This is a genomic window from Paenibacillus tyrphae, from assembly GCF_024158745.1.
Lineage (GTDB): Bacteria > Bacillota > Bacilli > Paenibacillales > NBRC-103111 > Paenibacillus_G > Paenibacillus_G tyrfis_A.
Genome location: NZ_JAMZAW010000030.1, coordinates 40,566 through 64,898, shown reverse-complemented (window position 1 = coordinate 64,898; position 24,333 = coordinate 40,566). Strand labels below are relative to the sequence as shown.

General features: G+C 59.9%; 11 protein-coding genes. 9 read left to right on the top strand and 2 right to left on the bottom strand.

From position 1 onward, the window contains the following. Window positions 1–29: 29 nt before the first annotated feature. Both NI000_RS31365 and NI000_RS31360 read right to left on the bottom strand, forming a co-directional pair. The gene (locus tag NI000_RS31365) at window positions 30–1,508 is read right to left on the bottom strand and encodes a sensor histidine kinase (RefSeq protein ID WP_253415285.1); all 1,479 of its coding nucleotides are present in this window, start codon (window positions 1,506–1,508) and stop codon (window positions 30–32) included. Between the two features lie 2 nt (window positions 1,509–1,510). Beyond that, window positions 1,511–2,206 (bottom strand): response regulator transcription factor, encoded by a 696-nt coding sequence (locus NI000_RS31360; protein WP_253415284.1) that lies wholly within the window; start codon window positions 2,204–2,206, stop codon window positions 1,511–1,513. A 640-nt stretch (window positions 2,207–2,846) separates the two neighbouring features. Here NI000_RS31360 and NI000_RS31355 point away from each other — a divergent pair. Genes NI000_RS31355 through NI000_RS31315 form a run of 9 tightly spaced genes read left to right on the top strand, consistent with a single transcriptional unit; the run spans window position 2,847 to window position 24,333 of the window. After that, window positions 2,847–3,785 (top strand): ABC transporter ATP-binding protein, encoded by a 939-nt coding sequence (locus NI000_RS31355; RefSeq protein WP_253415283.1) that lies wholly within the window; start codon window positions 2,847–2,849, stop codon window positions 3,783–3,785. 2 nt (window positions 3,786–3,787) lie between these two features. Continuing rightward, window positions 3,788–4,513: an ABC transporter permease gene (locus NI000_RS31350; RefSeq protein WP_253415312.1), complete on the top strand. Its 726-nt coding sequence runs from the start codon at window positions 3,788–3,790 to the stop codon at window positions 4,511–4,513. A gap of 49 nt (window positions 4,514–4,562) precedes the next feature. Beyond that, on the top strand, window positions 4,563–5,408 hold the full coding sequence (locus NI000_RS31345; RefSeq protein WP_253415282.1) for a 3-hydroxyacyl-CoA dehydrogenase family protein: 846 nt from the start codon (window positions 4,563–4,565) through the stop codon (window positions 5,406–5,408). A gap of 26 nt (window positions 5,409–5,434) precedes the next feature. Next, a complete protein-coding gene (locus NI000_RS31340) occupies window positions 5,435–6,472 on the top strand; it encodes an HAD-IIIC family phosphatase (protein ID WP_375541020.1) in 1,038 nt (345 codons plus the stop codon). 12 nt (window positions 6,473–6,484) lie between these two features. Next, window positions 6,485–6,757 (top strand): acyl carrier protein, encoded by a 273-nt coding sequence (locus NI000_RS31335; protein ID WP_253415280.1) that lies wholly within the window; start codon window positions 6,485–6,487, stop codon window positions 6,755–6,757. Continuing rightward, complete coding sequence (locus NI000_RS31330; protein ID WP_253415279.1) at window positions 6,750–7,895, top strand: acyl-CoA dehydrogenase family protein; 1,146 nt, start codon at window positions 6,750–6,752, stop codon at window positions 7,893–7,895. The genes NI000_RS31335 and NI000_RS31330 overlap by 8 nt, the downstream gene beginning before the upstream one ends. Before the next feature lie 13 nt (window positions 7,896–7,908). Continuing rightward, window positions 7,909–18,327: a non-ribosomal peptide synthetase/type I polyketide synthase gene (locus tag NI000_RS31325; RefSeq protein WP_253415278.1), complete on the top strand. Its 10,419-nt coding sequence runs from the start codon at window positions 7,909–7,911 to the stop codon at window positions 18,325–18,327. Between the two features lie 13 nt (window positions 18,328–18,340). After that, the gene (gene fabD, locus NI000_RS31320) at window positions 18,341–19,597 is read left to right on the top strand and encodes an ACP S-malonyltransferase (RefSeq protein WP_253415277.1); all 1,257 of its coding nucleotides are present in this window, start codon (window positions 18,341–18,343) and stop codon (window positions 19,595–19,597) included. Continuing rightward, window positions 19,597–24,333, top strand: a complete 4,737-nt coding sequence (locus NI000_RS31315) for a beta-ketoacyl synthase N-terminal-like domain-containing protein (RefSeq protein ID WP_253415276.1) — start codon at window positions 19,597–19,599, stop codon at window positions 24,331–24,333. Before fabD ends, NI000_RS31315 begins: the two co-directional genes overlap by 1 nt.

Genomic DNA, 24,333 nt, shown 5'->3' with positions numbered 1-24,333 from the left:
AGGAGCCTTGCGCAGCTCCCGAATCGGTGTTATCCCGCTTCGCCGTCCTGGGATGCGGCTTGGTCGGTTTTGGGCAGAGCGATCGTGAACGAAGTGCCGATGCCGAGCGTACTGTCCGCTCCGATCGTGCCTGCATGGGCTTCGACGAGCTGCTTGACGATGGACAGGCCGAGCCCGGTCTCGCTGTTGCTCTTGGACCGGGACGGATCGGCCTTGTAGAACCGCTCCCAGATGAGGGACAGCTCTTCCTTGGACATGCCGCGGCCGGTATCCGCGATCACGATCACGGTATGCGTTTCCGTTTCGGAGCCGGTCAGGCGGATCGTTCCGTATGCCGTAAATTGGATGCTGTTTTTGACCAAATTGATGAGAATTTGCATTAGCCGGTCGTAGTCGGCGTACACTTGCAGGTCCGGCTCGCATTCGATAAGAATGTGCAGTCGTTTCTCTTCAATCAAGACTTCGAGCGACTCGTGAACGATTTCGAACAGCTCTTTGAGCGGCGTTCGTTTTTTGTTCAGCGTGATGAGGCCGCTTTCGATTTTCTCCATGTCGAGCAGCCCGTTGATGAGCCGGATCAGGCGGAACGTTTCCTTCTCGATGACGCCGTAATAATTGGCCCGCTCCTCCGGCGAGTGGACGAGATCGTTCTTCAGCCCTTCGATGATGCCGCGGATCGAGGTAAGCGGTGTGCGCAGCTCGTGCGTCACATCCATAATAAAATGGCGGCGGCGCGTCTCAAACTGCTGCAGCTTATGCAGGGCGAGCTCGAGCTGGCGGGCCATGGAGTTGAAGTCGCCCGCAAGCTCGCCCAGCTCGTCCGACCGGCGAACCGTGGATCGGGCGGCGTAATCTCCCGCGGCAATTTGGCGGGTTGTCCGGCGCAGCGACAGGATGCTGGCGCTCATGCTGCGGGAGAACAGCCAGCTGACGGCGACGGCCAGTACGAAAATAACGACGATCATATAGATCAGCGCTTGGTTAAGCGCCTCCATCGTTTCTTGAATGCCGTGAAGCGGGGAGAAGACGAAGAGGTGCAGCTCGGTTTTTTGCGGCTTCAGCTTGGTTTGCCTGTAAACGACGACCCACGGCTCCTCGGTTCCGCGTTCGACGATAAAGCTTTCGTTGTCCTTGGTGTCGGACATGTGCGACCGCAGCTCGTCCAAGAACGCCTTGCCCCGCAGCGCGCCGGGCATCTTCGGGTCGCGGTAGGCGATATCGCCGGTCTGGTCCAGCAGGATGAACGACGTCCGGCGCTCGGCCAGCAGGGTGCGATACGCTTGCAGCGCGCTGGTCGGGTCATCTCCATCTTTTGCGAGCAGGCGGACGATTCCCTTGGAGACGCCGGCCAGCTCTTCCGTCTCGTTGTCGAACGTTCGCTGCTTCATGTAATAAGTAAACCCGGCCGCCAGCAGGACGAGAATGAGCATGGACAGAAGGAGATGGGACAGAAACTGCCGCTGGAAAAAAGTAAACCGGAAGCGCGGCCGCAGATGGCTCAGCTTCATTGTCATTCCTCCAGCTTGTAGCCTACGCCCCAGACGGTCACGATCAGCGGATGCTCCGGCGAAGACACTTTATTGCGCAGCCGCTTGATATGGACATCGACCGTGCGCTCTTCGCCCAAATAATCGTAGCCCCATACGCTTTCCAGCAGCTGTTCGCGGGTAAAGACGCGTCTGGGATACCGGACGAATAGCGAGAGCAGCTCGAACTCCTTCGGCGTCAAGTTGCTGATCGTATTCCCGCCGACGGTGGCGGTCCTGGAGGACAGGTTGACGACAATCGTCTTGTGCTTGAGCAGCTCATGCGGCTCGGCCGCCCCTTCAGCCTCAGCCCCGCCGCCTCGATGGTACCGGCGAAGCACGGCTTTCATGCGGGCGATCAGCTCCATCGGGCTGAACGGCTTGCTCACGTAATCGTCGGCTCCAAGCTCAAGCCCCATAATCCGGTCCTGCTCCTGGTCCCGTGCCGTAAGCAGGATGACCGGCGTTTCCCCTTTACGGCGTATATCTCTGCACAGGGCCAGCCCGTCCTTGCCCGGAAGCATCCAGTCCAGGATGACGAAATCCCACGTATACCGGTCAAGCTGTTCCTGAGCGCTGAGCCCGTCATGAACGAAGGTCGTATCATACTGTTCTTTTTGAAAAAACAAGTGCAGCATCTCGCAAACGGACGTATCGTCCTCCGCGACCAGCAGTTTCATGGCGGCACCTCCATCGAAGTCGGAATGGTTCGGTTAAGTCTGTTATCTCCAGCATAGAGGGTTCCAAGCGGGATAGCAAGTCAAGCGAGAGGCGTTTAGTGCGGGCTGCTTGGGGAACGGACGGCGACGAGCGGCGGTCAGTTCCATTCGCGCAGCTTTCTCCTCCGAAAGAATTAGGGAATATGTTACATTTTGTGGATTATAATGTTATCTATAGGTCGTAATAAACATGGAATTTGACGAAAAAAGTCATGGAGATGGTAAGAAAAAGTAAAAAACTAGAATACATGTGTGTAATTCTTTGTATATTTTCGTAAAATTTACTTGTGATCATGCAAGTCGCATGTTACATTTAGGAGAGAAAGAAAAAAATGGGCATTATTGCCATACTATCCTGGTATTAACGACACCAACCGAGCACATTCGCGATCATTCTACAGCAAGTTCCGACATCATCCTCTATCCTCATTCAAGCTTTGCAACCTCACCACGGTCCAGACCCAAATTCGACATCGCGTACGCAACTAGTGAAAGAAAACAGAAAGAAAGCAATGCATGCAAGAAAGGAGCAAAAGCAAAATAATACATCAATGCGTTAGCGCGGCAGTGTGGTGTGCCAAATTTTATCTGGAGGTGTAGCATGATACTGGAATTCAAAGGGGTCACCAAAGTTTACTCCGGCCCGAAAAAAACGCGGACCGTGGCAAACGACAATCTCAGCTTGTCCATTAAAGAAGGCGAAATTATGGGGCTCTTGGGCCATAACGGAGCCGGCAAAACCACCTTGATGAATCAGGCCGTAGGACTCGCCACGCCGACCAGCGGAGAGATTCTGCTGATAGGAAAATCGGTGGCGAAGGATCCCGTCCGGGCGAGGACGCTTTGCTCGGTACAGCCGCAGTCCCAATTGCCGCTCGGCAGCCTCACACCGACGCAGGCCGTATCGATCATGGGCAAGATGCGGGGAGGACGCCCGGAAGACGTAACCCGGCGCATGAAGCAGCTGTTTGACGCGCTGGATATCGGCAGATGGGCGAACACGGAGGGGATGAATCTGTCCGGCGGCGTTCGGAGGCTGACGGCATTCTGCATGGCGGTTGTCACTCCGGGCAAGGTGGTCATTCTCGACGAGCCGACCAACGATGTCGATCCTGTCCGGCGGCGTTACCTCTGGGGCGAGATCCGCAAGCTGACCGAGAACGGAAGCTCGGTCATTCTGGTCACGCACAACGTGCTAGAGGCCGAGAAGGCGGTAGACCGCGTGGCGATTTTGCATCGTGGCAAGTTTCTCGCATTGGGGACGCCGTCCGAAGTGAAACGCTCGTTCAGCAGCACGCTGCGCATCGAGGCGAACCTGGCGACGAACGACCCGATCGATACGCCAAGCTGGGCGCTGTCCTCTTACCGCAACGGGGAACGCGTGACGTACGCGTTGGAGCAAGCTTCGGTATCCGCAGCGGTCGAATGGGCGGGAGAGCAAGTCAATCGCGGCCATTTCATGGACTATGCCCTATCCCCGACCACGCTTGAAGATGTCTACGTTCAATTGACAGAGGAGAAGGGGGTTCAGTCCCAGTGAGCATGTGGAAGCAATTTAACTACGTCTTTCAATTGCAGTTTTTGAGAAGCGCCGGACACTTGGTATTCTTCGCCATTATCCAGATTATGATTTCGCTGGGTATCGTCATCGGGTTCACGTATTTATTTGACCGTCCCGATCCGCATACGACTCTGTTCCTGGCGACCGGAGCGCCTACCATCATTTTGATTTTGACGGGACTCGTCATTATGCCGCAGCAGATTGCCAGCGCAAAGGTGGAAGGACATATCGATTTTGTGCGGACTTGGCCTGTAAACCGTGCGGTCATTTTGTCGGCCGATACGCTCACTTGGCTATTGATTACGATCCCGGGCATCGTCTTGTCGTCTTTATGCGCCCACTTTCTTTTTCATCCCGGATACGATATATCCTGGACGATCATTCCGGCCATCCTGCTGACGGCCTTGACTTCGATCGGCGTCGGCTACGGCTTCTCTTATGCGCTGCCGCCGCAAGGCTCCATGGCGCTGTCCCAGGTGCTTATCTTCGGCGCATTGATGTTCTCGCCGATCAACTTTCCGATGGAGCGTCTTCCCGAATGGCTGCAGGCGCTGCACAGCGTGCTTCCGCTATATTCGATGGCCGAGGTCATGCGCGCCTCCATGGCGGCATCCACCTTCGTTGTCGATGTCAAGCACTATGTCCTCTTGACGATCTGGGCCGTGATCGGGTATGGCGGTGCCATCCTCGTGCTGAACCGGAAGTGAGGAAAACCGAAGAAAACGGGTACTCCAGGACGAAAGAGAGAGTGTTGAAATGACGGTGATTGCAGTTGTCGGAGCGGGTGTCATGGGTGTCGACGTGGCCGCAACGGCTGCGCATTATGGATACGACGTCATCCTGAAGGACGTGAACCTCGACGTCCTGGCGGAGGCGCCGGCCATCATACGCAGAAATATCCGGAGCTACCGCATGGTGTCTCCGGCGCTGAAGGAATGGAATGCGGCCGAGATTATCGACCGGATTACGTTCACGGATACATACGACGGCTTCGAGAAAGCCGGCTGGATCATTGAAAATGCTACGGAGGATTGGGACGTCAAAAGCGCGATTTTCAAGGAGTTAAACGCAGTGTGCTCAACTGACGCCTTCCTGGCCGTAAACACGAGCTGTATTTCCATTACGAAATTGGCAGCGCTGGTCTCCCGCCCCGAGCGCGTGATCGGCATGCATTTTATGAATCCGGTTCCATTAAAGGAGGCTGTCGAGACGGTACGCGCCTTCCATACGTCGGACGAGACGATCGAGGCTTCCGAAGCACTGCTGCGCAGCATGGAGAAAACGGGCATATTGGTCAGGGATTTCCCCGGCTTCGTGTCGAACCGGCTGTCCCATCTGTTTATGAACGAAGCGGCGTTTCTCGTTCAGGATCAAGTGGCCGAGCCGGCGCAGATCGACGCCATATTCAAGCAAGGATATGCTCACCGGATGGGTCCGCTCGAAACGGCGGATCTGATCGGATTGGATACCGTCGTCCGTTCGCTTGAAGTGCTGTATCAAAACTACCAGGACCCTAAATTCCGGTGCTGTCCCCTGCTGCGGCAAATGGTCGATGCGGGGCTCTACGGGCGGAAGAGCGGACGCGGGTTTTATCAGTACTAAGAAGCGCGTTTGAGGAGGAATTGGCCTTGAAGGAAATCAAGTGTGTCGTTTGGGATTTGGACAATACCGTGTGGGACGGCATTCTGACCGAGGGCGATGAGGTCCGGTTAAAGCCGGGAATTCCCCAAATTCTCCAAACGTTGGACGAACGCGGAATTCTTCTGTCTATCGCCAGCAAAAACAGCTACGACGATGCCATGTCGCAATTGAAAGCATTCGGTCTCGATCATTATTTCTTATTCCCGCAAATCGGCTGGAATGCCAAGTCCGCGTCGATCGCCGCCATTCAGCGGGAGCTGAACATCGGGCTGGACACGTTTCTTTTTCTGGACGATCAGGCCTTCGAGCGGGACGAGGTCCAGTCGGTGCACCGGGAGGTGACGGTCGTCGATTCCGCCGAATATGCGGACATGCTCGTCTGGCCCCGGCTGAATCCGAGGTTCATCACCGTAGACAGCAGCCGTCGCCGGGAAATGTATCTCCACGACCAGAAGCGCAAAGCGGAGGAGGCCGAATACGAGGGGCCCACTTCGGAATTTTTGGCGGGATTGAACATGGAGTTCATGATCTCCGTGGCTCGGGAGGAGGACCTGCAGCGCGCAGCGGAGCTGACCGTACGGACCAACCAGCTCAATTCCACCGGCATCCCCTACGGCTATGACGAACTGAAGGCATTGATGAATTCCCCCAAGCACCGCTTGTGGATATGCGAATTGACGGACAAGTACGGCTCCTACGGCAAAATAGGTCTCGCGCTCGTGGAATTTGCGGAGGACGCCTGGGTCATACGGCTGCTGCTGATGTCCTGCCGTACCGTTGCCCGGGGTGTCGGCTCGGTGCTGCTGGCCTTCCTGATGAAGGAGGCCGGGGCGGACGGCAAGAAGCTGCAGGCGGATTTCCGCCGCACGGAGCGCAACCGGTCGATGCTGATGACTTACCAATTTGCTAACTTCAAGGAAGTCAAGAGGGTGGACGACGTTATTTTATTCGAAAACGACCTTACCGTTATTCAGGATTATCCTCCCTACATCCGGGTCCGTTATTTTGAAAACATACAACAGTAAAGGAAGGAATCGATGATGCATACCGAAAGCGAAGCACGCGCGCTTATCCGCCAATTCATTGAGCAGAACATGAGCGCGTTCAAGGACGCCGATGAGCTCGGCGATACCGACAACATTTTCGAGAAGGGGTTCGTCACTTCGATTTTTGCCATGCGCCTGCTCGACTTCATTGAAAACAAATTCGGCGTTCAAGTGCCGGACGAGGACATTACGCTGATGAATTTCAGCTCTGTGGACCGGATGATCGGTTTAGTCGGTAAAGTAAGGGGCGCATCCAATGTCTGACGCTTACCAGCAATCCGTTATCGAGCAAGCCGAGGAATATGCCGAGAAGGTCATTCGGCCGCAGGCCGGCCAGTTCGACCGGCAGGAATCGCTGCCGAGGGAAATTATCGACGGGTTGGCGTCCCGGGGATTGCTCGGCGCCCCCATTCCCGCTCAATACGGCGGTCTGGGTCTGGACCCGCTCTATTACGGAAAGCTTACGGAAATCATCGGCAAAGCGTGCTGCTCCACCCGTTCTTTGTTGACGGTGCATACGTCGCTCGTAGGCGAAACGCTGGTGAAGCTGGGAACGCCCGCGCAGCGGGAGCGTTTCCTGCCGGATTTGGCGAAAGGGAACCGCATCGCGTGCTTCGCCTTGTCCGAGCCGGGGGTAGGCACCGATGCCACCTCCGTCAAAACGCGCTACGAGAAGCGGGGAGACACCTACGTCCTGAACGGCGGCAAAAAGTGGATTTCTTTCGCCGGCATCGCGGATTTGTACCTTGTGATCGCTGCGGACGGGGATACGGTGAGCGCCTTTCTGGTCGAACGGACCGCGCCGGGCTTGTCGGTGAAGCCGATGTCAGGGCTGCTCGGCAACCGGGCTTCGCATCTGGCCGAGGTGTTCTTCGACAACGTGGAGGTTCCGGCCGAAAATGTGCTGGGCCGCTTGGGAACCGGCTTCAGCTTCGTGGCGAATACGGCGCTATTTTACGGACGGTACAGCATCGCGTGGGCGGGCGTCGCGATCGGGCAGGCGGCCTTGGAGGAAATGGTCGGCTATGCGTGCGAGCGGGAGCAGTTCGGACAGAAGATCGGAGAGTTCCAGCTGGTTAAAGGAATGATCGCCGATGCGGTGACTCAGATTCATGCAGCCCGGGCCTTGTGCGAGCGAAGCGGCCGGCTGCGGATGTCGGGGGACGATGACGCCGTGATGGAAGTGAATATGGCCAAATATTTTTGCTCCAAAATGGCTCTGCAGGTCACCGCTGATGCGGTGCAAGTATTCGGCGGCAACGGCTGCTGGAACGAATATCCCGTAGAGCGTCTTTTCCGCGAATCGAAGATTCTTGAAGTGATTGAAGGCACCTCGCAAGTGCAGCAGGTGATGATTGCCAACCACGGAATGCGCAGATATCGTCGGCATAAAGTCGTGTAATGGGGAGGCTCCTATGAAACCATATTCCACGTTGATCGAAGCCCTCCGGGACAATGCCCGGGAAACATGCGGGATCCATTTTCTCAATAGCTCGCAGGAGAAAGATTTTCTTTCCTACGCCGAGCTTCTGACGGAGGCAAGCCGCTGCCTCGCCGCTTATCAGGCGGCCGGGCTGAAGACCGGAGATGAGCTGGTGCTTCAATTCGAATCCTCGCGGACCTTCGCGATCGGATACTGGGCCTGCCTGCTTGGCGGCATCGTGCCTATTCCGCTCTCCGTAGGCGACAACCATGACGATGCGCTGAAGGTGTTTGCCGTATGGCAGGTGCTGCGGCATCCTTGGATGGCTACGGATACGGAGAAGCTGAAGGGCAAGCTGGAAGCTTATGCAAGCGATCCGGATCAGGTGCGGGCGTTCGGGGAAATCGCTTCGCGTCTTATTTATCCAGATCAACTCGATATCGGCGGCCGTGAGTGCGACTATCCCGAGATCGGCCCCCAAACGATCGCCTTCATTCAGTTCTCGTCCGGCTCCACCGGATTTCCCAAAGGCGTCGTGCTCACTCACGAAAATCTTCTGAGCAATATTTACGATACGATCAACTATCTGGAGCTTGGCGAAAACGACTCCTTCCTGAGCTGGAAGCCGATCACGCACGACTTCGGCATGATTGCATTCCACCTGACCCCTGTCGTTGCGGGCGTGGACCAATACAGAATACCGACGAACACCTTCGTCTGGAATCCGGTGTTCTGGCTATCGGCGGTGCACAAGTACCGGCCGACGGTTCTCGGCTCTCCGAACTTCGGCTACCGTCATTTTCTCAAACGGTTCAAACGGGAAACGGCGCAGGCCGAAGGCTGGGACCTCAGCTGCGTCAAGGTGATCATGAACGGCGCCGAGCCGATTTCGGCTGCGCTGTGCGACGAATTTACCCAGACGCTCCGCGAGTGGGGATTGCCGCCGTCCGCGGTCAGGCCGGGTTACGGACTGGCCGAAGGGACGCTCATTGTGTCGCTCAGTCCGACGACGGAGGAAGAAATTGTAACCTACACCGTCGACCGGACGCACATTGCGGCAGGACAGACGATCGTTTGCGTCGAGCCCGATTCGCCGAACGCCATCGATTTTGTCGACTGCGGGATTCCGTTTGCCCAAACGGAGGTTCGAATTACGGACGGCAGCGGGAATTCGCTGGGCGAAGACGTCGTCGGCCATATCGAAATCCGGGGCAGCAGCGTCACTTCGGGCTATTACCGGAACGAGGAGGTAAGCCGCCAGCTGATTGCGGAGGACGGATGGCTCGACACGCAGGATCTCGGGTTTATGCACGACGGACGGCTGGTGATCGTGGGCCGGGTTAAAGAGATGATCATCATCGGCGGCGTCAACTATTTTCCGCACGATATCGAAAAGGCGATCCTGCGCAGCGTCGGGGAAGACAAGCTGAACCAGTACGTCGCTTGCGGCGCCTACAATCCGGACACGGGCACCGAGGATCTTGTGATCTTCGTTTATTACAAAAAGCAAGCGGATGAATTCGTGCCGGTGATTGAAACCGTGCGCCAGCTCGTGCTCGATACCATGGGCTTGCACGTCGCGCATGTTCTGCCTGTGAAACAAATTCCGAAAACGACCAGCGGTAAAATTCAACGTTTCAAGCTGGTGCAGGACTTGAAACAAGGCAAGTTTGACGAGCTGATCCGGCGCTTCGGAACGGCTGGGCAGCCAACCGATGAAGCGAAAGCGGAGGGAGATGCAGCCGCCACGGAAGCCGCCGGGACAGTTGGCGCGTCAGCTGTGGCCCGTCCCGACGACACATTGACGGCGCTGGTACGTGAAGAGGTGGAGCGTCTGCTGGGACGAAGCGGGATCGATGCAAACGCAGGCTTCTTCGATATCGGCCTCAGCTCGGTTAAGCTTATGCTGCTTCAGGAACGGCTTGAGAAACGGCTCGGGCTGAGGCTGTCCAGCACTGCGGCCTTGGACTATCCGAGCATCCGGTCGATGGCGGAGCTTCTGGCCCAATCCGGGCCGCTGCCGGCACAGGCGGACGAACGATCCGGCGAAAAGGCAGCCGAGGAGCGGGACGGCAGCGGCGTGATCGCCGTGGTCGGTATGGCCTGCCGCTTCCCGGGAGGCGCGGATTCGGCGGATGCCTACTGGCGGCTTCTGACCGAAGGGATCGACCCTGTCGGCGATATCCCGGACAGCCGGTGGGACGGCGATCCGAGGGCAGACGCCGAGCTAACGACCCGAATGGGCGGATACTTGGAGCATGTGGATCAATTCGATCCTTTGTTTTTTGAAATTTCCCAGAAGGAAGCGGAAGCACTGGACCCTCAGCAGCGCTTGCTGCTTGAGCTAACCTGGGAAGCGTTCGAGGACGCCGGTTGGGACCCGAAGTCGCTGTCCGGCAGCCGGACGGGCGTGTTCGTCGGGATCGCCGCCAGCGACTATGCGCAGGTTGGGCGGGACATGGGATTGACTCCCGGTCCGTACACGTTCATGGGAACGATGCTCAACAGCGCAGCAGGCCGTATCTCATATACCTACGGTCTGCGGGGACCATGCATGGCGATCGACACGGCGTGCTCGTCTTCGCTCGTTGCCGTACACCAGGGGGTGCTACAGCTTCGCTCAGGCAGCTGTGATACGGCGGTTGCCGCAGGCGTTAATCTGATTTTGCGGGCGGAGGCGCACGAGAGCTTCTCGAAGCTTCAGGCGCTCGCCTCCTCGGGCCGCTGCCGCAGCTTCGACGAGTCGGCCGACGGCTACATCCGCAGCGAAGGCGGCGCGGTCGTCGTGCTCAAGCGGCTCGAGGACGCGCAGCGGGACGGCGACCGGATTTGGGGCTTGATCCGGGGTGCAGCCGTGAACCACAACGGCCGCAGCGGAGGGCTGACCGTTCCGAGCGGCATTGCCCAGCAGCAGGTCATTAAGCAGGCACTGGCCGATGCCGGATTGGAGCCCGACGACATCGATTACGTCGAAGCGCACGGCTCGGGCACGAAGCTCGGAGACCCGCAGGAAGCGAACGCTTTGGGCGACGTATTCCGCAACAGGACTCGTCCGCTGGTTGTGGGCAGCGTTAAATCGAATCTCGGCCATCTGGAGACGGCTGCAGGCATGGCCAGCCTGTGCAAAGTATTGCTGTCCATGCGTCACGGCAGCATCCCGGGAAATCTGCATTTCCGCAAAGGCAATCCGCTGATCGAATGGGATAAGCTTTCTCTGGAGGTGAACGAGAGGCCAAGAGCATGGGAGCTGCGCGGAGGCGCGCGCCGGGCCGGGATCAGCTCGTTCGGCATCAGCGGAACGAACGCGCATATCGTCGTGGAAGGAGCGCCTTCCGCGGAAAGCGCCTCTGCGCTGGCTGAGGAGCCTTCCCGGGACTTCCACTTGTTCACGCTGTCGGCCCGCACGGAAGCTTCGATGCGGCAATATGTCCGCAGCATGGTCGAATGGAACAGCGCTCCTACGGCGGGGGCGTCCGAGCTGTGCCGGACGTTGAATCTGACCCGGGCCTCGCTGGGGCGGCGGCTGGCCGTCGTCGTGGACGGCGTCGAGACGCTGGCGAAGAAGCTGGTCAAGCTGGCCGATCCGTCTCAGCCTGTCGGCATCGAGGCTTCGGCCGACTTCGGGCCTGTCACCTTCCTGTTTACGGGCCAAGGCTCGCAGTACCGCAATATGGCCCGCACGTTGTACGAGCAGGCCCCGGCATTCCGGGCGAAGCTGGACGAATTGGATGAACGGTTCCGTCCGTGCATCGGGCTGTCGTTGACACAATTAATATACGGGGCGGAAACGGACGACTTGAAGCGTCCGCTGTACGCGCAGCCATTGATTTTTTCCATCGAGCTCGCGTTGGCTCATTATTGGGAAATGCTCGGCGTGACGCCGGACGTGCTCATCGGCCACAGCATCGGCGAATATGCCGCAGCATGCCTGGCCGGCGTCATGGAGCTTGAGGATGCCGTTGCTATGGTGGCGTCCCGCGCCGAAGTGATGGAGCGCACCCCGGCGACCGGGCGCATGATCGGCATGCTGGCCGACGAGGCCAAGGTCCGGGAGCTGATCCGGGATTATGCCGATGTCTCCATAGCCGCCATCAACGCGCCGGAAAATATTACGGTGTCCGGCGGCAAGGACAGTATCGACGAGCTTGTCAGGCGGGCACGGAAAGCGCGCGTATTCGTCGAGGAACTGGCGGTATCTCATCCGTTCCATTCCGTGCTGATGAAGGACGGGGCGAAGAAGCTCAAGGCGCAGTACGCGGGCATTGTCTTCAAACCGGCATCCCGGCGGTTCATTTCTACCGTAACGGGCGCCTTCATACCTGAAGGAGCCGTGCTTGATGCGTCATACTGGGCCGATCATTTGGTCGAGCCGGTCCGTTTCGCCGAGGCGCTGCATACGGCGATTCGGGCGGGAAGCCGCCGCTTCCTTGAGATCGGTGCAACGGCTACGTTAAGCGGTCTGGCCGCTCAAAACGTAACCGGCGACGGCCTGCTGTTCCTGCCGAGCTTACGGGAAAACGTGCCGGATTGGAGGCAGCTGCTGGATAGTTTGGGCCAGCTGTGGGAAACCGGCTGCCCGGTGAACTGGCAGGCGCTGCATCAAGGCGGTGCGGACCGGATTCCGAATTTGCCGCATACGCCTTACGATCGCAAGCGGGTGTGGTTAGCAAGCCACGAGCCGGCGCGGAGAGAGCAGGGGGGCGCTTACGCCGCCCCGGACACCGGGAAGCTGGCGCTCGCGGAGGTGTCCGCCGCCGCCGAGGTTGTCCCGCAGAATGCCGTCGTCAGCGATATTGCGGACGCTCTGCGCGGAATGATCGAGCAAGTCACCGGCGTCGCTGCAGGCGACATTACCGATACGCTCCATCTGTTCTCTCTCGGACTCGATTCCTTGATGCTCGTACAGCTGGGAAGAGCGGTGCTCAATCAATTCGGTGTGGATATTCCGATCAAACGATTCTTCTCCGAGCTGCATACGGTGGAGAAGCTGGCAGCCTACATCGCGGAGAACGGAACGTTCGTCCGCAGCGTACCTGCTGCGGTGGCGGCAGAGCCGCAGCCGATTTCCGCATCGGCGGTCCATACGGCTCAGGCGGCTTTGATTCCGTCTACAACCGCAGCCGTATCCGCACCGGCCGGCATTCAGGAGATTATTAACCGGCAGCTGGCCATTATGGAAGAGCAATTGCGGCTGATCGGCTCCGTTCCGGCGGAGAAAGCAAGCGAAGCCCCGGTCCGGACTGCGCCCGCGCGTCAAGTCAGGACCGCGCCGGCGCCAGCTCCCGCCGTTCCCGCGCCAAGCCCCGCCGACGGTGACGCGGACGAAAGTTTAAACGAGCGCCAGCTGCGTTTTATCCATGATTTAATCACTCGGTGGACAGCCCGCACGAAGAGCTCGAAGGACTACTCGTCCCGGCATAAGGAAGCGCTGGCGGACTGGATCGTCACGTTGAATTTCAGCCGCAGCATCAAGGAAATGGTCTATCCGTTAGTATCGGCGCGCTCGGAAGGCGCCCGCTTCTGGGATGTGGACGGCAACGAATATTTGGATACTGCCATGGGGTACGGCGTCGCCTTCTTCGGCCACAAGCCCGGCTTTGTCGTCGAGGCGGTGCAGGAGCAGTTGAACCGGGGCTTCGAGCTGGGCCCGCAGACCAATCTTGTCGGCGAGGTCACGGAGCTGATCCGCACGATTACGGGCGTGGAGCGGGTGGCTTTCTGCAACACGGGGACCGAAGCGGTGATGGTCGCTCTTCGTCTCGCCCGGGCCGTTAGCGGGCGCAGCAAGATCGTCCGGTTCATCACCTCCTTCCACGGCAGCTTTGACGGCGTTCTCGCCGATGCGGAGGGCGACGGCAGCAAGCCGATGGCCGTCGGCATTCCCCAATCCATGGTCGATGAGACGGTCGTACTGCGCTATGGAAGCAAGGAGTCGCTGGAGCAGATCCGGCGCCTCGGACCCGAGCTTGCGGCGGTGCTTGTGGAGCCGGTTCAGAGCCGCAATCCGGGTCTGCAGCCCCGCGAATATTTGCACGAGCTGAGGACGCTATGCTCGCAGCTCGGAATCGCGCTTGTTTTCGATGAAATGGTGACGGGCTTCCGGATTCATCCGGGGGGAGCGCAGGCTCACTTCGGCGTGAAGGCCGATATCGTCACGTATGGAAAGCTGATTGGCGGAGGTATGCCCATCGGCATCGTGGCCGGCGATGCGCGTTATCTGGACGCAGTCGACGGCGGAAAATGGTCCTATGGAGACGACTCGCTGCCTAACGTGCAGACGACGTTCTTCGCCGGCACCTTCTGCAAGCATCCGCTCACGATGGCGGCTTGCCGGGCTGTACTGACCCGTATTCGGGACGAGGGACAATATTGGATCGATACGGTAAATGCGCGGACCAGCCGGTTCGTCGAACGGGCCAACGCTTATTTTGCCGAAGCCGGTGTGCCGCTCAAAACGCTCAGCTTCGGCTCGATGTACCGCTTTGAGACGACCGTGGCCAGCGATATGGCGATGCTGTCCATGGAGCTTAATCTGTTTTTCCGTTTGATGATGGAAGCGGGGGTCTATGTATGGGAGCGCCGCACCTGCTTCTTCTCGACCGCCCATACGGACGAGGATGCCGAGAAAATATTGTCTGCGCTGCGCTACGGCGTAGAGACGCTTCGGTCGGGGGGCTTCTCCTTCCGCGCTGCCGGCGCCCCGACTCCCCCGGATAAGCCCAAGCCGCGTGCCTTCGGCTTATCCTCGGAGGAGCGCCGAGTCTATATTATGTCCAATCTGAAGGGCGGAGCCGAAGCCTATCAGGTACGGGGTGTACTGAGCCTGGACGGCGAGCCGGACCTCGGAAAGCTGAAGGATGCGTTCCGGACGATTGCGGCGAGACACGAGATGCTGCGAAGCTCGTTTCACATTGAAGGCACGGAAGTGGTACACCGGATCGCGGACAGCGTGGAGCCTGAATTTTTGTACGCCGATCTGCGGGCCGGAGTCAGCGCGGAGGCGTTTGAGGCACAATGGCAACGCCCCTTCGAGCTGACTCAAGCTCCGCTTTGGCGGTGGGGTGTCTCGGTTGACGCCGAAGGGAATTATCGGCTGATTCTGAACTTCCATCACATCATTGTCGATGGAAGCGCCGTGAATGTGATGTTGAAGGAGTTGACGGATGCCGTTAACGGAATTCCTCTTGCCGAACCGACCTTGTCCTACGGCGCGTTCGTTGAGGCCGAGAAGCGGTTTCTGTCCGGCCCCGAGGCCGAGGAGCAGAGGAACTGGTGGCTGGATGTGCTTCGTCCGCTGCCCGCTCCCTTGCACCTACCGGCCGATGCGCCGAGACCGCCGATCAACGAATTTACAGGAGCGAGCCGCTTCTTCACCATCGGCAAGGAGACGGTGCAGCGGATCAAGCAGTTGGCCCGGGATTGCCGGACCACTCCCTTCACCGTCTTGCTGGCGGCTTGGTCGGTACTGCTGTCGCGAACGGCCGGGCAAACCGACCTCTGCATCGGCGTTCCTTGGGATCGCCGCAATAACGGGAATTACGAACGTACCGTAGGGATGTTCGCACAGACGCTGGCGCTTCGTCTGCATCCCGTGCCTGATCGGCCGTTTATGGCATATTTGGATAGTGTCAAGGAGATGTGCTTGGGCGCCTACAGCCATGCGGACTATCCGCTTGACGCGCTGCTCAAGGATCTTGAGGTCCCGAGAGATCTGAGCCGGAATCCGCTGTTCGATACGATGTTCATCTACGAGAACGGCGAGCAGCGGGCCTTCGAGCTCGGAGGCGTTCATGCCGAGCCGGACGAGCTGCCGACCCGCCATGCGCAGTTCGATTTGACGCTCGAATTGATCGAGCGCGACGGTACGTTGTTTTGCAGCATGAACTATGCTGTTCCGTTGTTCTCGCAGGCGCGCATCGACGATTGGATCGAACGGTTCATGCATTTGCTTGAAGAGGTGGCGGCCCATCCCTATCGGACGTTAGGCGAGCTGCGGTTTCTGCGGGAGGATGAAGAGCGCAATCTTGTGGCTCTAGGCTCGGGCCCTGTCTTAAGCGTGGAAGGCCTGACGGCGGAAGCGCTGCTGGCAGACGCTTTCCGGACGCATGCCGGCCGTCCGGCCGTCTGGTTCGGGGGCGCCGAGCTCTCCTTCGCCGAGCTGGATGCCCGCTCGCGGGCGCTGGCCGGCCTGCTGGCTGCCAAGGGGATCGGACAGGGACACATGGTCGGCATTTTGCTGCCTCGTACGCCGGATATGCTGGCCGCCATGCTCGCGGTAATGAAAACCGGCGCCGCATGGCTGCCGCTCGACCCCGCTTTTCCGGAGGAGCGCCTCCGTTATATGATCGGCAAAAGCCAAGCCCAACTGCTCCTGTGCGACAACGCCGCCCGGGAACGGCTGAAGCTGGAGATCCCGTCATTGGACCCTGCCGCCTCTGGCGATGCAGCCGCCGATGGAACGGAGCCGGTGGAAGAGGGCGTGGTCCATCCTGAAGATCTCGCGTACGTCATCTTCACGTCCGGTTCTACGGGAATGCCGAAGGGCGTGCAGATCGAGCAGGGCGCGCTGGCTAACTTCATGATCGGCATGGCGCAGGCGCTCGATTGGACCCAAGGGAATCGTACAGCCTGTATGACGACGGCATCGTTTGACATTTTTTTGCTGGAAACGTTGCTTTGCTTGTCGCAAGGGGGCTGCGTCGTGCTGGCCGGCGACGGAGAAACGGCAGCTCCAGGCGCGATCGCTCAGTTTCTGCGTGACGGCCGGGTGAACTGCCTGCAAATGACGCCGACTAGATTGCAGCTGCTGTTCAGCGACCGGAGCGCAGCGGATGTGCTCGGGCAAGTGGAGACGCTAATCGTCGGCGGCGAGCCGTTCCCTTCCCATCTGCTGTCCGCGCTGCAAAGCTATCCGTCACTGCGGATCTTCAACGTATACGGTCCGACGGAAACGTGCATCTGGTCCACTTGCAAGGAGCTGACGCGATCCGGGGAGGTCACTATCGGATTGCCGATTGCCAATACGCAGGTCTACGTGCTTGACGCGGACCGGCGTTTGCTGCCTCCCGGTGCGGAGGGCGACCTGTGGATCGGCGGGTCCGGCGTGGCCCGGGGCTATATCGGCGCTCCGGAGCTGACGGCAGAGAGGTTCGCAGAGGATCCGTGGACCGGCGGACGGATGTACGCGACAGGCGACCGCGCCATGTGGTACGCAGGCGAACTGCGATGTCTCGGTCGCGAGGACGATCAGGTGAAGGTGCGCGGATACCGGATCGAGCTCGGCGAGATCGAGGAAACGCTGCGCTCGCATCCTTCCGTCTCCCATGCCGCTGCGGCTGTAAGGGAGTTGAGCCCCGGCAATTCCGTACTGGCAGCTTATTATCAAGCCCGCGCCGGTCAAGCCGCGTCTGCGGACGAGCTCAAAGCTTGGATCGCCGGGCGGCTGCCCGATTACATGGTTCCTGCATTTCTGGTCGAGCTGGAGGCCATTCCGCAAACCGGGAACGGCAAAACCGATCGCAAGGCGCTGCCATCTCCGGTTGCCGGCGAAAGGGCGGAAGCTGCGCAATCGCCGGCAGAGACCCGGCATGAGTTGGACCCAATGCTGCTTCAGGCTTGGAAAACCGTGCTTGGCGACCGCCCGATCGGGCTGCACGACAGCTTCTTCGATATCGGCGGAAACTCCTTCAGCCTGGTGCTGCTGCATGCCGAGCTGGAAAAGATGTTTCCGGGGGTCGTCGCCGTAGCCGACTTATTCGCGTATCCGACGATCGCAAAGCTCAGGCAGCACATCGAATCGGCCGGCTCCTGCGGAGAGGACGTCATGCTCCCGTTACCGGAATCGTGGCCGGCCAAGACGAACGGGGAAGCGGGTCGCGCGCAAATGTCCGTTGCGCCGGAGCTCGCCGGACAATTAAGGAAGCTTGGCGCGATGTACGGCTTGGATCTGAACGGGACGATTCTTGCGATCTTCGCTCTTTATCTGAATAAATTGTTGCACCGGAACCGTATCCCGCTGTGGAGGCTTGGCGATGCCGAACGGGTTGCTCTTATTCGCCTGAACCTGGAGGGACGGACCGATCTGGACGAAATTTTGCGGGACGTGTCCGCTTGCGTTCCCGCCTCGCACGAGTACCAGCCGATTCGCAGCTTGAAGCCGGCGATGGCGTCGGAGACGGGCATTCGGGCGGGCTTTGGCACCGGTCCCGGATTCGACGGAAGACGTCTATGGATGTGGCTCGATCTGGTGCTGCTCGTACATGACGAGAACGAACGCCTTCGGCTTACATTCGAATACAGCCGCCGGCTCGACGGGGCCGTACTGGAATCGGAGCTCGCCCGGTTTGTCAAGCTGCTCGGTCTTGTAGCAGACAAAATCGGCGGCAGTCGCTTAGCGGTAACCACCAATTGAGAGGAGTACGGGTATGAGTAAAATCGCAGTTATGTTTCCAGGGCAGGCCTCCCAATATGTCGGGATGGGCAAAGCGTGGCACGATCGGTACGCATCCGTCCGGGAGCGTTTCGCCGAAGCTTCGGAGGCACTGGGGTTCGACCTGGCCGATCTGTGCTTCCACGGGCCTGCGGCCCAGTTGAATAAGACGGAAAATACGCAGCCGGCTCTGCTTACGCTCAGCATAGCCATGTTCGAAGCGATCTGCCGGCAGGAGGGCATCCGGCCCTCTTATTTGGCCGGGCACAGCATCGGCGAGCTGTCCGCCTTAACGGCAGCCGGCGTCATCGGCTTTGCCGATGCCGTCCGGCTTGCGCGGATCCGGGGCCAGGCGATGGCGGCTTGCGCCGAAGCTAGCGGAGGCGGCATGACAGCGGTGACGGGCATCACCGGCGCGGAGGTTGCAGCCGTGCTGGCGGACCTTGATCCGGACGGCGCGTCCGTACAGGTCGCCAACTATAATTCGCCGAAGCAAACGGTGCTGTCCGGCAGTGCCGAGGGTCTCAAGCTCGCAGGCGAGCGTATCGCAGCGCTGGGGCTGGGCGCCAAGGTGATTCCGCTGAACGTCAGCGGTCCGTTCCACAGCCGTTTCATGGCCGGGGCCGCCGAGGCGCTGCAGGAAGCGCTGGAGCCTATTCGGCTCGGAGCCATGACCGTTCCTGTCGTCTCCTGCCTGGATGGCCGGGTCTACGTCCCGGACGACGATATCAAAGCATCGCTCGTCGCCCAAGTGACCGAGCCTGTGCGCTGGACGTCTGTTTTGTCCCGTCTGTCGGAGGAGGGCGTCGGGCAGTGGCTGGAGATCGGACCGAAGGATGTGCTCAAGAAGCTGACGCTGCAAGCTTTTCCCGACGCCAAAGTGTTCGCCTACGACGACGAAGCGGACCGCGAGCAGCGGTCGCGTGCCGTGCTGGGTAAACCGAATCTGGTCGGGCTCTGCATGGGGGCTGCCGTATGCACCCGCAATTCGAACTGGGACGAGGCGGCGTACGAGCGGGGTGTCATTAAGCCGTATCAGGAGCTTCAAGTGCTGTACGAATTGGCGGAAAAGGAAGGACGCGTGCCGGCTCATGAGGAGATGAGCAGGGCGTTGAGCCTGCTCGGCGTCATTTTTGAAACGAAAGGAACGCCGGAGGAAGAGCGGAAGCAACGGTTCAAGCATGTACTCGCCGCCTCGGGTACGGAAGAGCTTTTTCCCGAATATGCAGGTCTGGTTCTGGAGGAAGTGTAATGGGCACTTCCATACTCAGGCTGGACGACTTGGACTTCGGCGAGCTGACGGAATGGCGAGATTCGGATGACAAGGTTCGGGGCGCGGAGGTCTCTGCAGCCTCCCGGGCCGTGGCCATTATCGGCATGAACGGCAAAATCGGCGCTGCGGACGATCTCGAAGCGTTCTGGGAGCTTCTGGTGAACGGAAAAGAGGGGTTGCGGTCTCTTCCGGAGCAACGTCGGAAGGATGTAGACGCTTATCTGGCTGCCAGAGGGGTTAAACTCCCGATCGCCGAAAGCCGGTATGTGGAGGAAACGTTTCTCACCGATATTGCCGGCTTCGATCCTGCCTTCTTCGGAATCTCGCAGCAGGAAGCGAACTTTATGGACCCGAACCAGCGCATGTTCCTCGAAACGGCCTGGAAGGCGTTGGAAGACGCCGGCTACGGCGGGGAGGACGTCCGGGGCTCAGATACGGGAATCTTTGTCGGCTTCTCGTCGGATTTCGGCGAAGGGTACCGCCAGATGCTTTCGGTGCTGGCGCCGAATGCGCCGGAAATATCCGTCGCAGGCAACATCAAATCGATTATTGCGAGCCGGCTTGCCTACCATCTGAACCTGCGTGGACCGGCTCTGCTCGTCGACACGGCCTGCTCCTCGGGGCTTATGGCCATATATCTGGCGTGCCAGTCGATCCGCAGCGGAGATTGCTCCATGGCTTTGGCGGGTGCGGTTAAATGCGATCTGCTTCCCCTGCTGGCGGACGATTCGGACAACGGTGTCGGAATTAAAGACATTCAGGATACATATGCGCCGGACGGACATACCCGAACGTTCGACGACGCCTGCTCGGGAACGGCCGGGGCCGAAGGCTGCATCGCTTTCGTGCTGAAATCACTCGATGCGGCGCTGCGCGACGGGGACGACATCCGTGCGGTTATCCTCGGGGGCGCTGCCAATCAGGACGGCGCTTCGAACGGGATTACCGCACCGAACTCGGAGGCGCAGGAGGAGTTGATCGCCCGAGCCTTGGCGGATGCGGGGATATCGGCGGAAAGCTTGAGCTACATCGAAGCTCACGGCACGGCCACCCGTCTCGGCGATCCTATCGAAATTAGCGGCCTACAGCGGGCCTTCAGGCATTTTACAAGCAAAAAGCAGTATTGCGCCGTCGGATCTTTGAAAACCAACATCGGACATTTGGATAACGCAGCCGGCTTGGGCGGGGTCGCGAAGGTCGTCTTGTCCATGCAGCGTGGGATGCTGCCGGCCAGCCTGAATTTTGCCGTACCGAACCGCAACATTCCGTTCGTCCAGTCCCCGCTTTATGTGAACGACCGAACCGTTCCATGGACCGCCGATGCGGACGGGAAGCTGCGGGCAGGCATCAACAGCTTCGGGCTGAGCGGAACGAACTGCCATCTGGTGCTGGAGTCGGCGCCGAAGCGTCCTTCCCGCGTCCGGACGGAGCAGGAAGGGCCGTTCCTTTTGCCTCTTAGCGCGCAAAATGTGAAGACGCTGCAGCTTCTGGCCGAAGCTTACAAAGACCGGCTTGCCGATCCCGAGTTGGATCTGGCCGACGCCGTATTTACCGCTGCACAGGGACGTATGCATCACCGGGTACGTCTGGCCGTGGTGTTCGAGACGCGCGAGCAGCTGTGCTCGGCTTTGGAGCGGTTCGCCGAATCGGGAACGGGGGCGCTGCCTCATCCTGCTTTATATTACGGAGAGCATCGTGTCGTCGCGCAGGAAAGCGGCATCCGCAAGCCGACCGACATAACGGATTCGGATCGGGAGCGGATGAGCGCGGAAGCGGTGGCCCTGCTGTCCGGCCGGCGGGAGCGGCCCTCTGCGGAGGTGCTGGCTCAATGGGCGGGACTGTACGTGGCCGGCGCACGGCTTCCGTGGGATAGCTTGACCTGGCGGATGGACGCGAGGCGGGTTCCGCTGCCGACGTATCCGTTCCAGCACGTTCGATGCTGGGCGGAACCGACATTTCCTGCCGGACGGGAGGCCCAAGCGCGGTCTCATCCTCTGCTCGATTCGTCGGCCGTCACAACCTTCGGTCACACGCTGTTCCGAAGCGAGCTCCATGCCGACGGGCAGTGGGAGCTTGCCGACCATAAGATCCAAGGCGTCTGCGTGCTGCCGGGCACATGCTTCGTAGAGATGATGGCCGTCTGCGTGCGGGATTATTTTCGCCACGAAGGGGCAGCAAGCTTGAAGGATATTGTGTTTATCCATCCTTTTGCCATGGAGGAAGGGGCGTCCAAAGAGCTTCATCTGCTCGCGGAGGATGAGGAGAACGGCACGAAACGGTTCCGTTTCGCCAGCGTTTCGGAGGACGGCGAATGGGTCGTTCACGCGGAGGCGTACTGGCAAGTCGCGGACGAGGGCCGGCAGGAAGCCGGCGAGCGACTGGACCTTCAGGTGCTGCAAAAGCGATTGACCCGGCCTATTCCGATGAGCTTGCACGACGATCTGTCGCGCGGGCTTCAGCTCGGCGACCGCTGGAACGGCTCCTTCGTCGGCGGACGAATGGACGAGGCGCTGGAGGAGTTTTTGGTGGAGCTGGCATTGCCGAAACCATACCGTTCGGAGGCTCATTTGTATCAGCTGCACCCGGCACTGATGGATACGGCCGTGAACGCCGTCAATCACTTGATGGGCGACGGGGAGCTGTATTTGCCGTTGTCCTACGGCGAGCTGACGGTGTATGAGCGGATGCCTGAACATATTTGGGTTCATCTGCGCAAAACCGACGGAGCGTACGGCGCTCCGGTGCACCGTTTCGAAATCAAGGTCGGCGACCGCGACGGGAATACCGTCCTGAACATTCGCAATTACTGCATTAAATCCGCTTCGCATGCCACGGGATTGTCCGTTGGCATGGAAATGTATGGATACGAACAAACGTTCCGTTCTTATCCGCTTCCTAACCCTAAGGAGCTTCCGGTGGGAGCGATTGTCGTCGCCGGGAAGCGCTCCGCCACGCTCGACAGGATTGTCAGGCATGCGCAGGAGCAAGGCCGCCGGGTCATCGAGGTGTTCCCGGAAGCCGGGGATTGGGAGCAGGCCCTGGCGCCCGCAGCCGCCTTGGCGAACGGGAACGAGCCGATTGTGCTCGCGATGTTCGAATGGAGCGCCGCCGCGACCCTAGGCGAAAACGCAGCCGCATGGCGGGAGGAAGCGGACGACGCGGTCCGGGAAGGCTTCGCCTTCCTGAAGGCGTGGACCGCCGCAAGGCTCAAGGCGCAAGCGGGCTTGGCGGCCTTAACCGGCAGCGGTTGGGTTGTCGGTGCGGACGACCGGAGCATTCATCCGGGGCAGGCGGCTCTCGGCGGACTATGGCGCGTAGCCGCATTGGAGTTTGAGGCGCAAAACATGCGCTGCCTCGACCGCGACGACGAGACGCCGGCGCAAGCACTGCTGGCCGAGCTAGCCGATCCCGCCCGGCCGGAATTCCTCGCCTATCGCCAAGGGCTCGCTTACGAGCCGGCGATTCAGGCAAGTCCGATCCCGGCCATGAAGGAGGTTGCCGTCGACGGAGACGATGGGCTGGTCGTCATTAGCGGAGGAACCGGGGATCTCGGCCTCGAGGTTGCCGGGCTGCTCGCCCGCAGGGGCTTCCGGCGGCTGGCGCTGCTCGGCCGACGTCCGGTTCCGGCCCGCGAGGAGTGGGAGCGGCTCATCGAGCAGTCCGAGGACGAGGAACTGCGTGGAAGACTCGCCCGATGGCTGGAGCTGGAGAGCCGGTTGGACGCGTTCAAGGTCGTGTCACTGCCTCTTGAGCGATACGATGCGGTGGCTTCGGCGTTAGCGGAGCTGCGCAGCGCTTGCGGACGCATTCGCGGGGTGTTTCACCTGGCGGGACGTGCCGGCGACGGATTCATGATCCACAAAACTGTGGAAACGTTCCGCAACGTGTACGGACCGAAGGCGGACGGCGCTTGGCATCTGCATTTGGCGACGTTAGACGACCGGCCCGAGTTCTTTATCGCTTTCTCCAGCATCTCCTCGCTGCTGCTGAATCCCGGACAGTCGGACTATACGGCGGCCAACCTGTTTCTCGATGCGCTGGCGGAGCATAGACGCCGCGCCGGGCTGCCGGCGCTCAGTCTGCAATGGCCGGCATGGCGCGAAACGGGCATTGCCCGCCGCATGGGCGCTGTCGACGAAGAGGAAGCGTTCGCGCCGGTGAATACGGCAGAAGCGCTGGAGCTGCTGGACCGGGTGCTTGGCAGCAGCGATGAGCTGCCGCCGGTGCTCATGCCCGGCAAGAAACGCCGGTCCGGCAAGCCCGCGTTCCATCAAGCGAAGACGAAGGAATCGTCTGCCGCGCCGGGAGCCGGCAATCAGGTGAAGCTGCTCGGCATCCCGGCTCCCGACGAGCTGGATCTGGCCGTATCGCAAATCTGGGCCCGCACCCTGGCGCTCGCGGAGCTGGAGGCCGACGAAGAGTTCGCCGGCTTGGGCGGCAACTCGCTGCTTACCTCGCAGATGCACCGCGAGTTCGAGAAGGGCTTCCCCGGCGCGATGGATATCGCCGATCTGTTCACCTACACGACGATACGCAAGCAGGCGGAGTATTTGAGAGCATCTACCCGCAAGGATCGGGCGCCTGCGAAGGAGCCGGTCAAGAACGGCCGGATCGACGAAGGGAATATCGACGAAATCCTTGAGCTTTTGTCACGCGGGGAAATCACGGTTGAGGAATCTTCCAGCCGCCTTACTTTGGATAAAGGAAGTGATTGA

Bases quoted from the DNA above. Each gene is read 5' to 3' on its own strand.
- fabD (WP_253415277.1), top strand. From the start codon at position 18,341: ATGAGTAAAATCGCAGTTATGTTTCCAGGGCAGGCCTCCCAATATGTC.
- NI000_RS31365 (WP_253415285.1), bottom strand. From the start codon at position 1,508: ATGAAGCTGAGCCATCTGCGGCCGCGCTTCCGGTTTACTTTTTTCCAG.
- NI000_RS31335 (WP_253415280.1), top strand. From the start codon at position 6,485: ATGATGCATACCGAAAGCGAAGCACGCGCGCTTATCCGCCAATTCATT.
- NI000_RS31345 (WP_253415282.1), top strand. From the start codon at position 4,563: ATGACGGTGATTGCAGTTGTCGGAGCGGGTGTCATGGGTGTCGACGTG.
- NI000_RS31350 (WP_253415312.1), top strand. From the start codon at position 3,788: ATGTGGAAGCAATTTAACTACGTCTTTCAATTGCAGTTTTTGAGAAGC.
- NI000_RS31330 (WP_253415279.1), top strand. From the start codon at position 6,750: ATGTCTGACGCTTACCAGCAATCCGTTATCGAGCAAGCCGAGGAATAT.
- NI000_RS31315 (WP_253415276.1), top strand. From the start codon at position 19,597: ATGGGCACTTCCATACTCAGGCTGGACGACTTGGACTTCGGCGAGCTG.
- NI000_RS31325 (WP_253415278.1), top strand. From the start codon at position 7,909: ATGAAACCATATTCCACGTTGATCGAAGCCCTCCGGGACAATGCCCGG.
- NI000_RS31360 (WP_253415284.1), bottom strand. From the start codon at position 2,206: ATGAAACTGCTGGTCGCGGAGGACGATACGTCCGTTTGCGAGATGCTG.
- NI000_RS31355 (WP_253415283.1), top strand. From the start codon at position 2,847: ATGATACTGGAATTCAAAGGGGTCACCAAAGTTTACTCCGGCCCGAAA.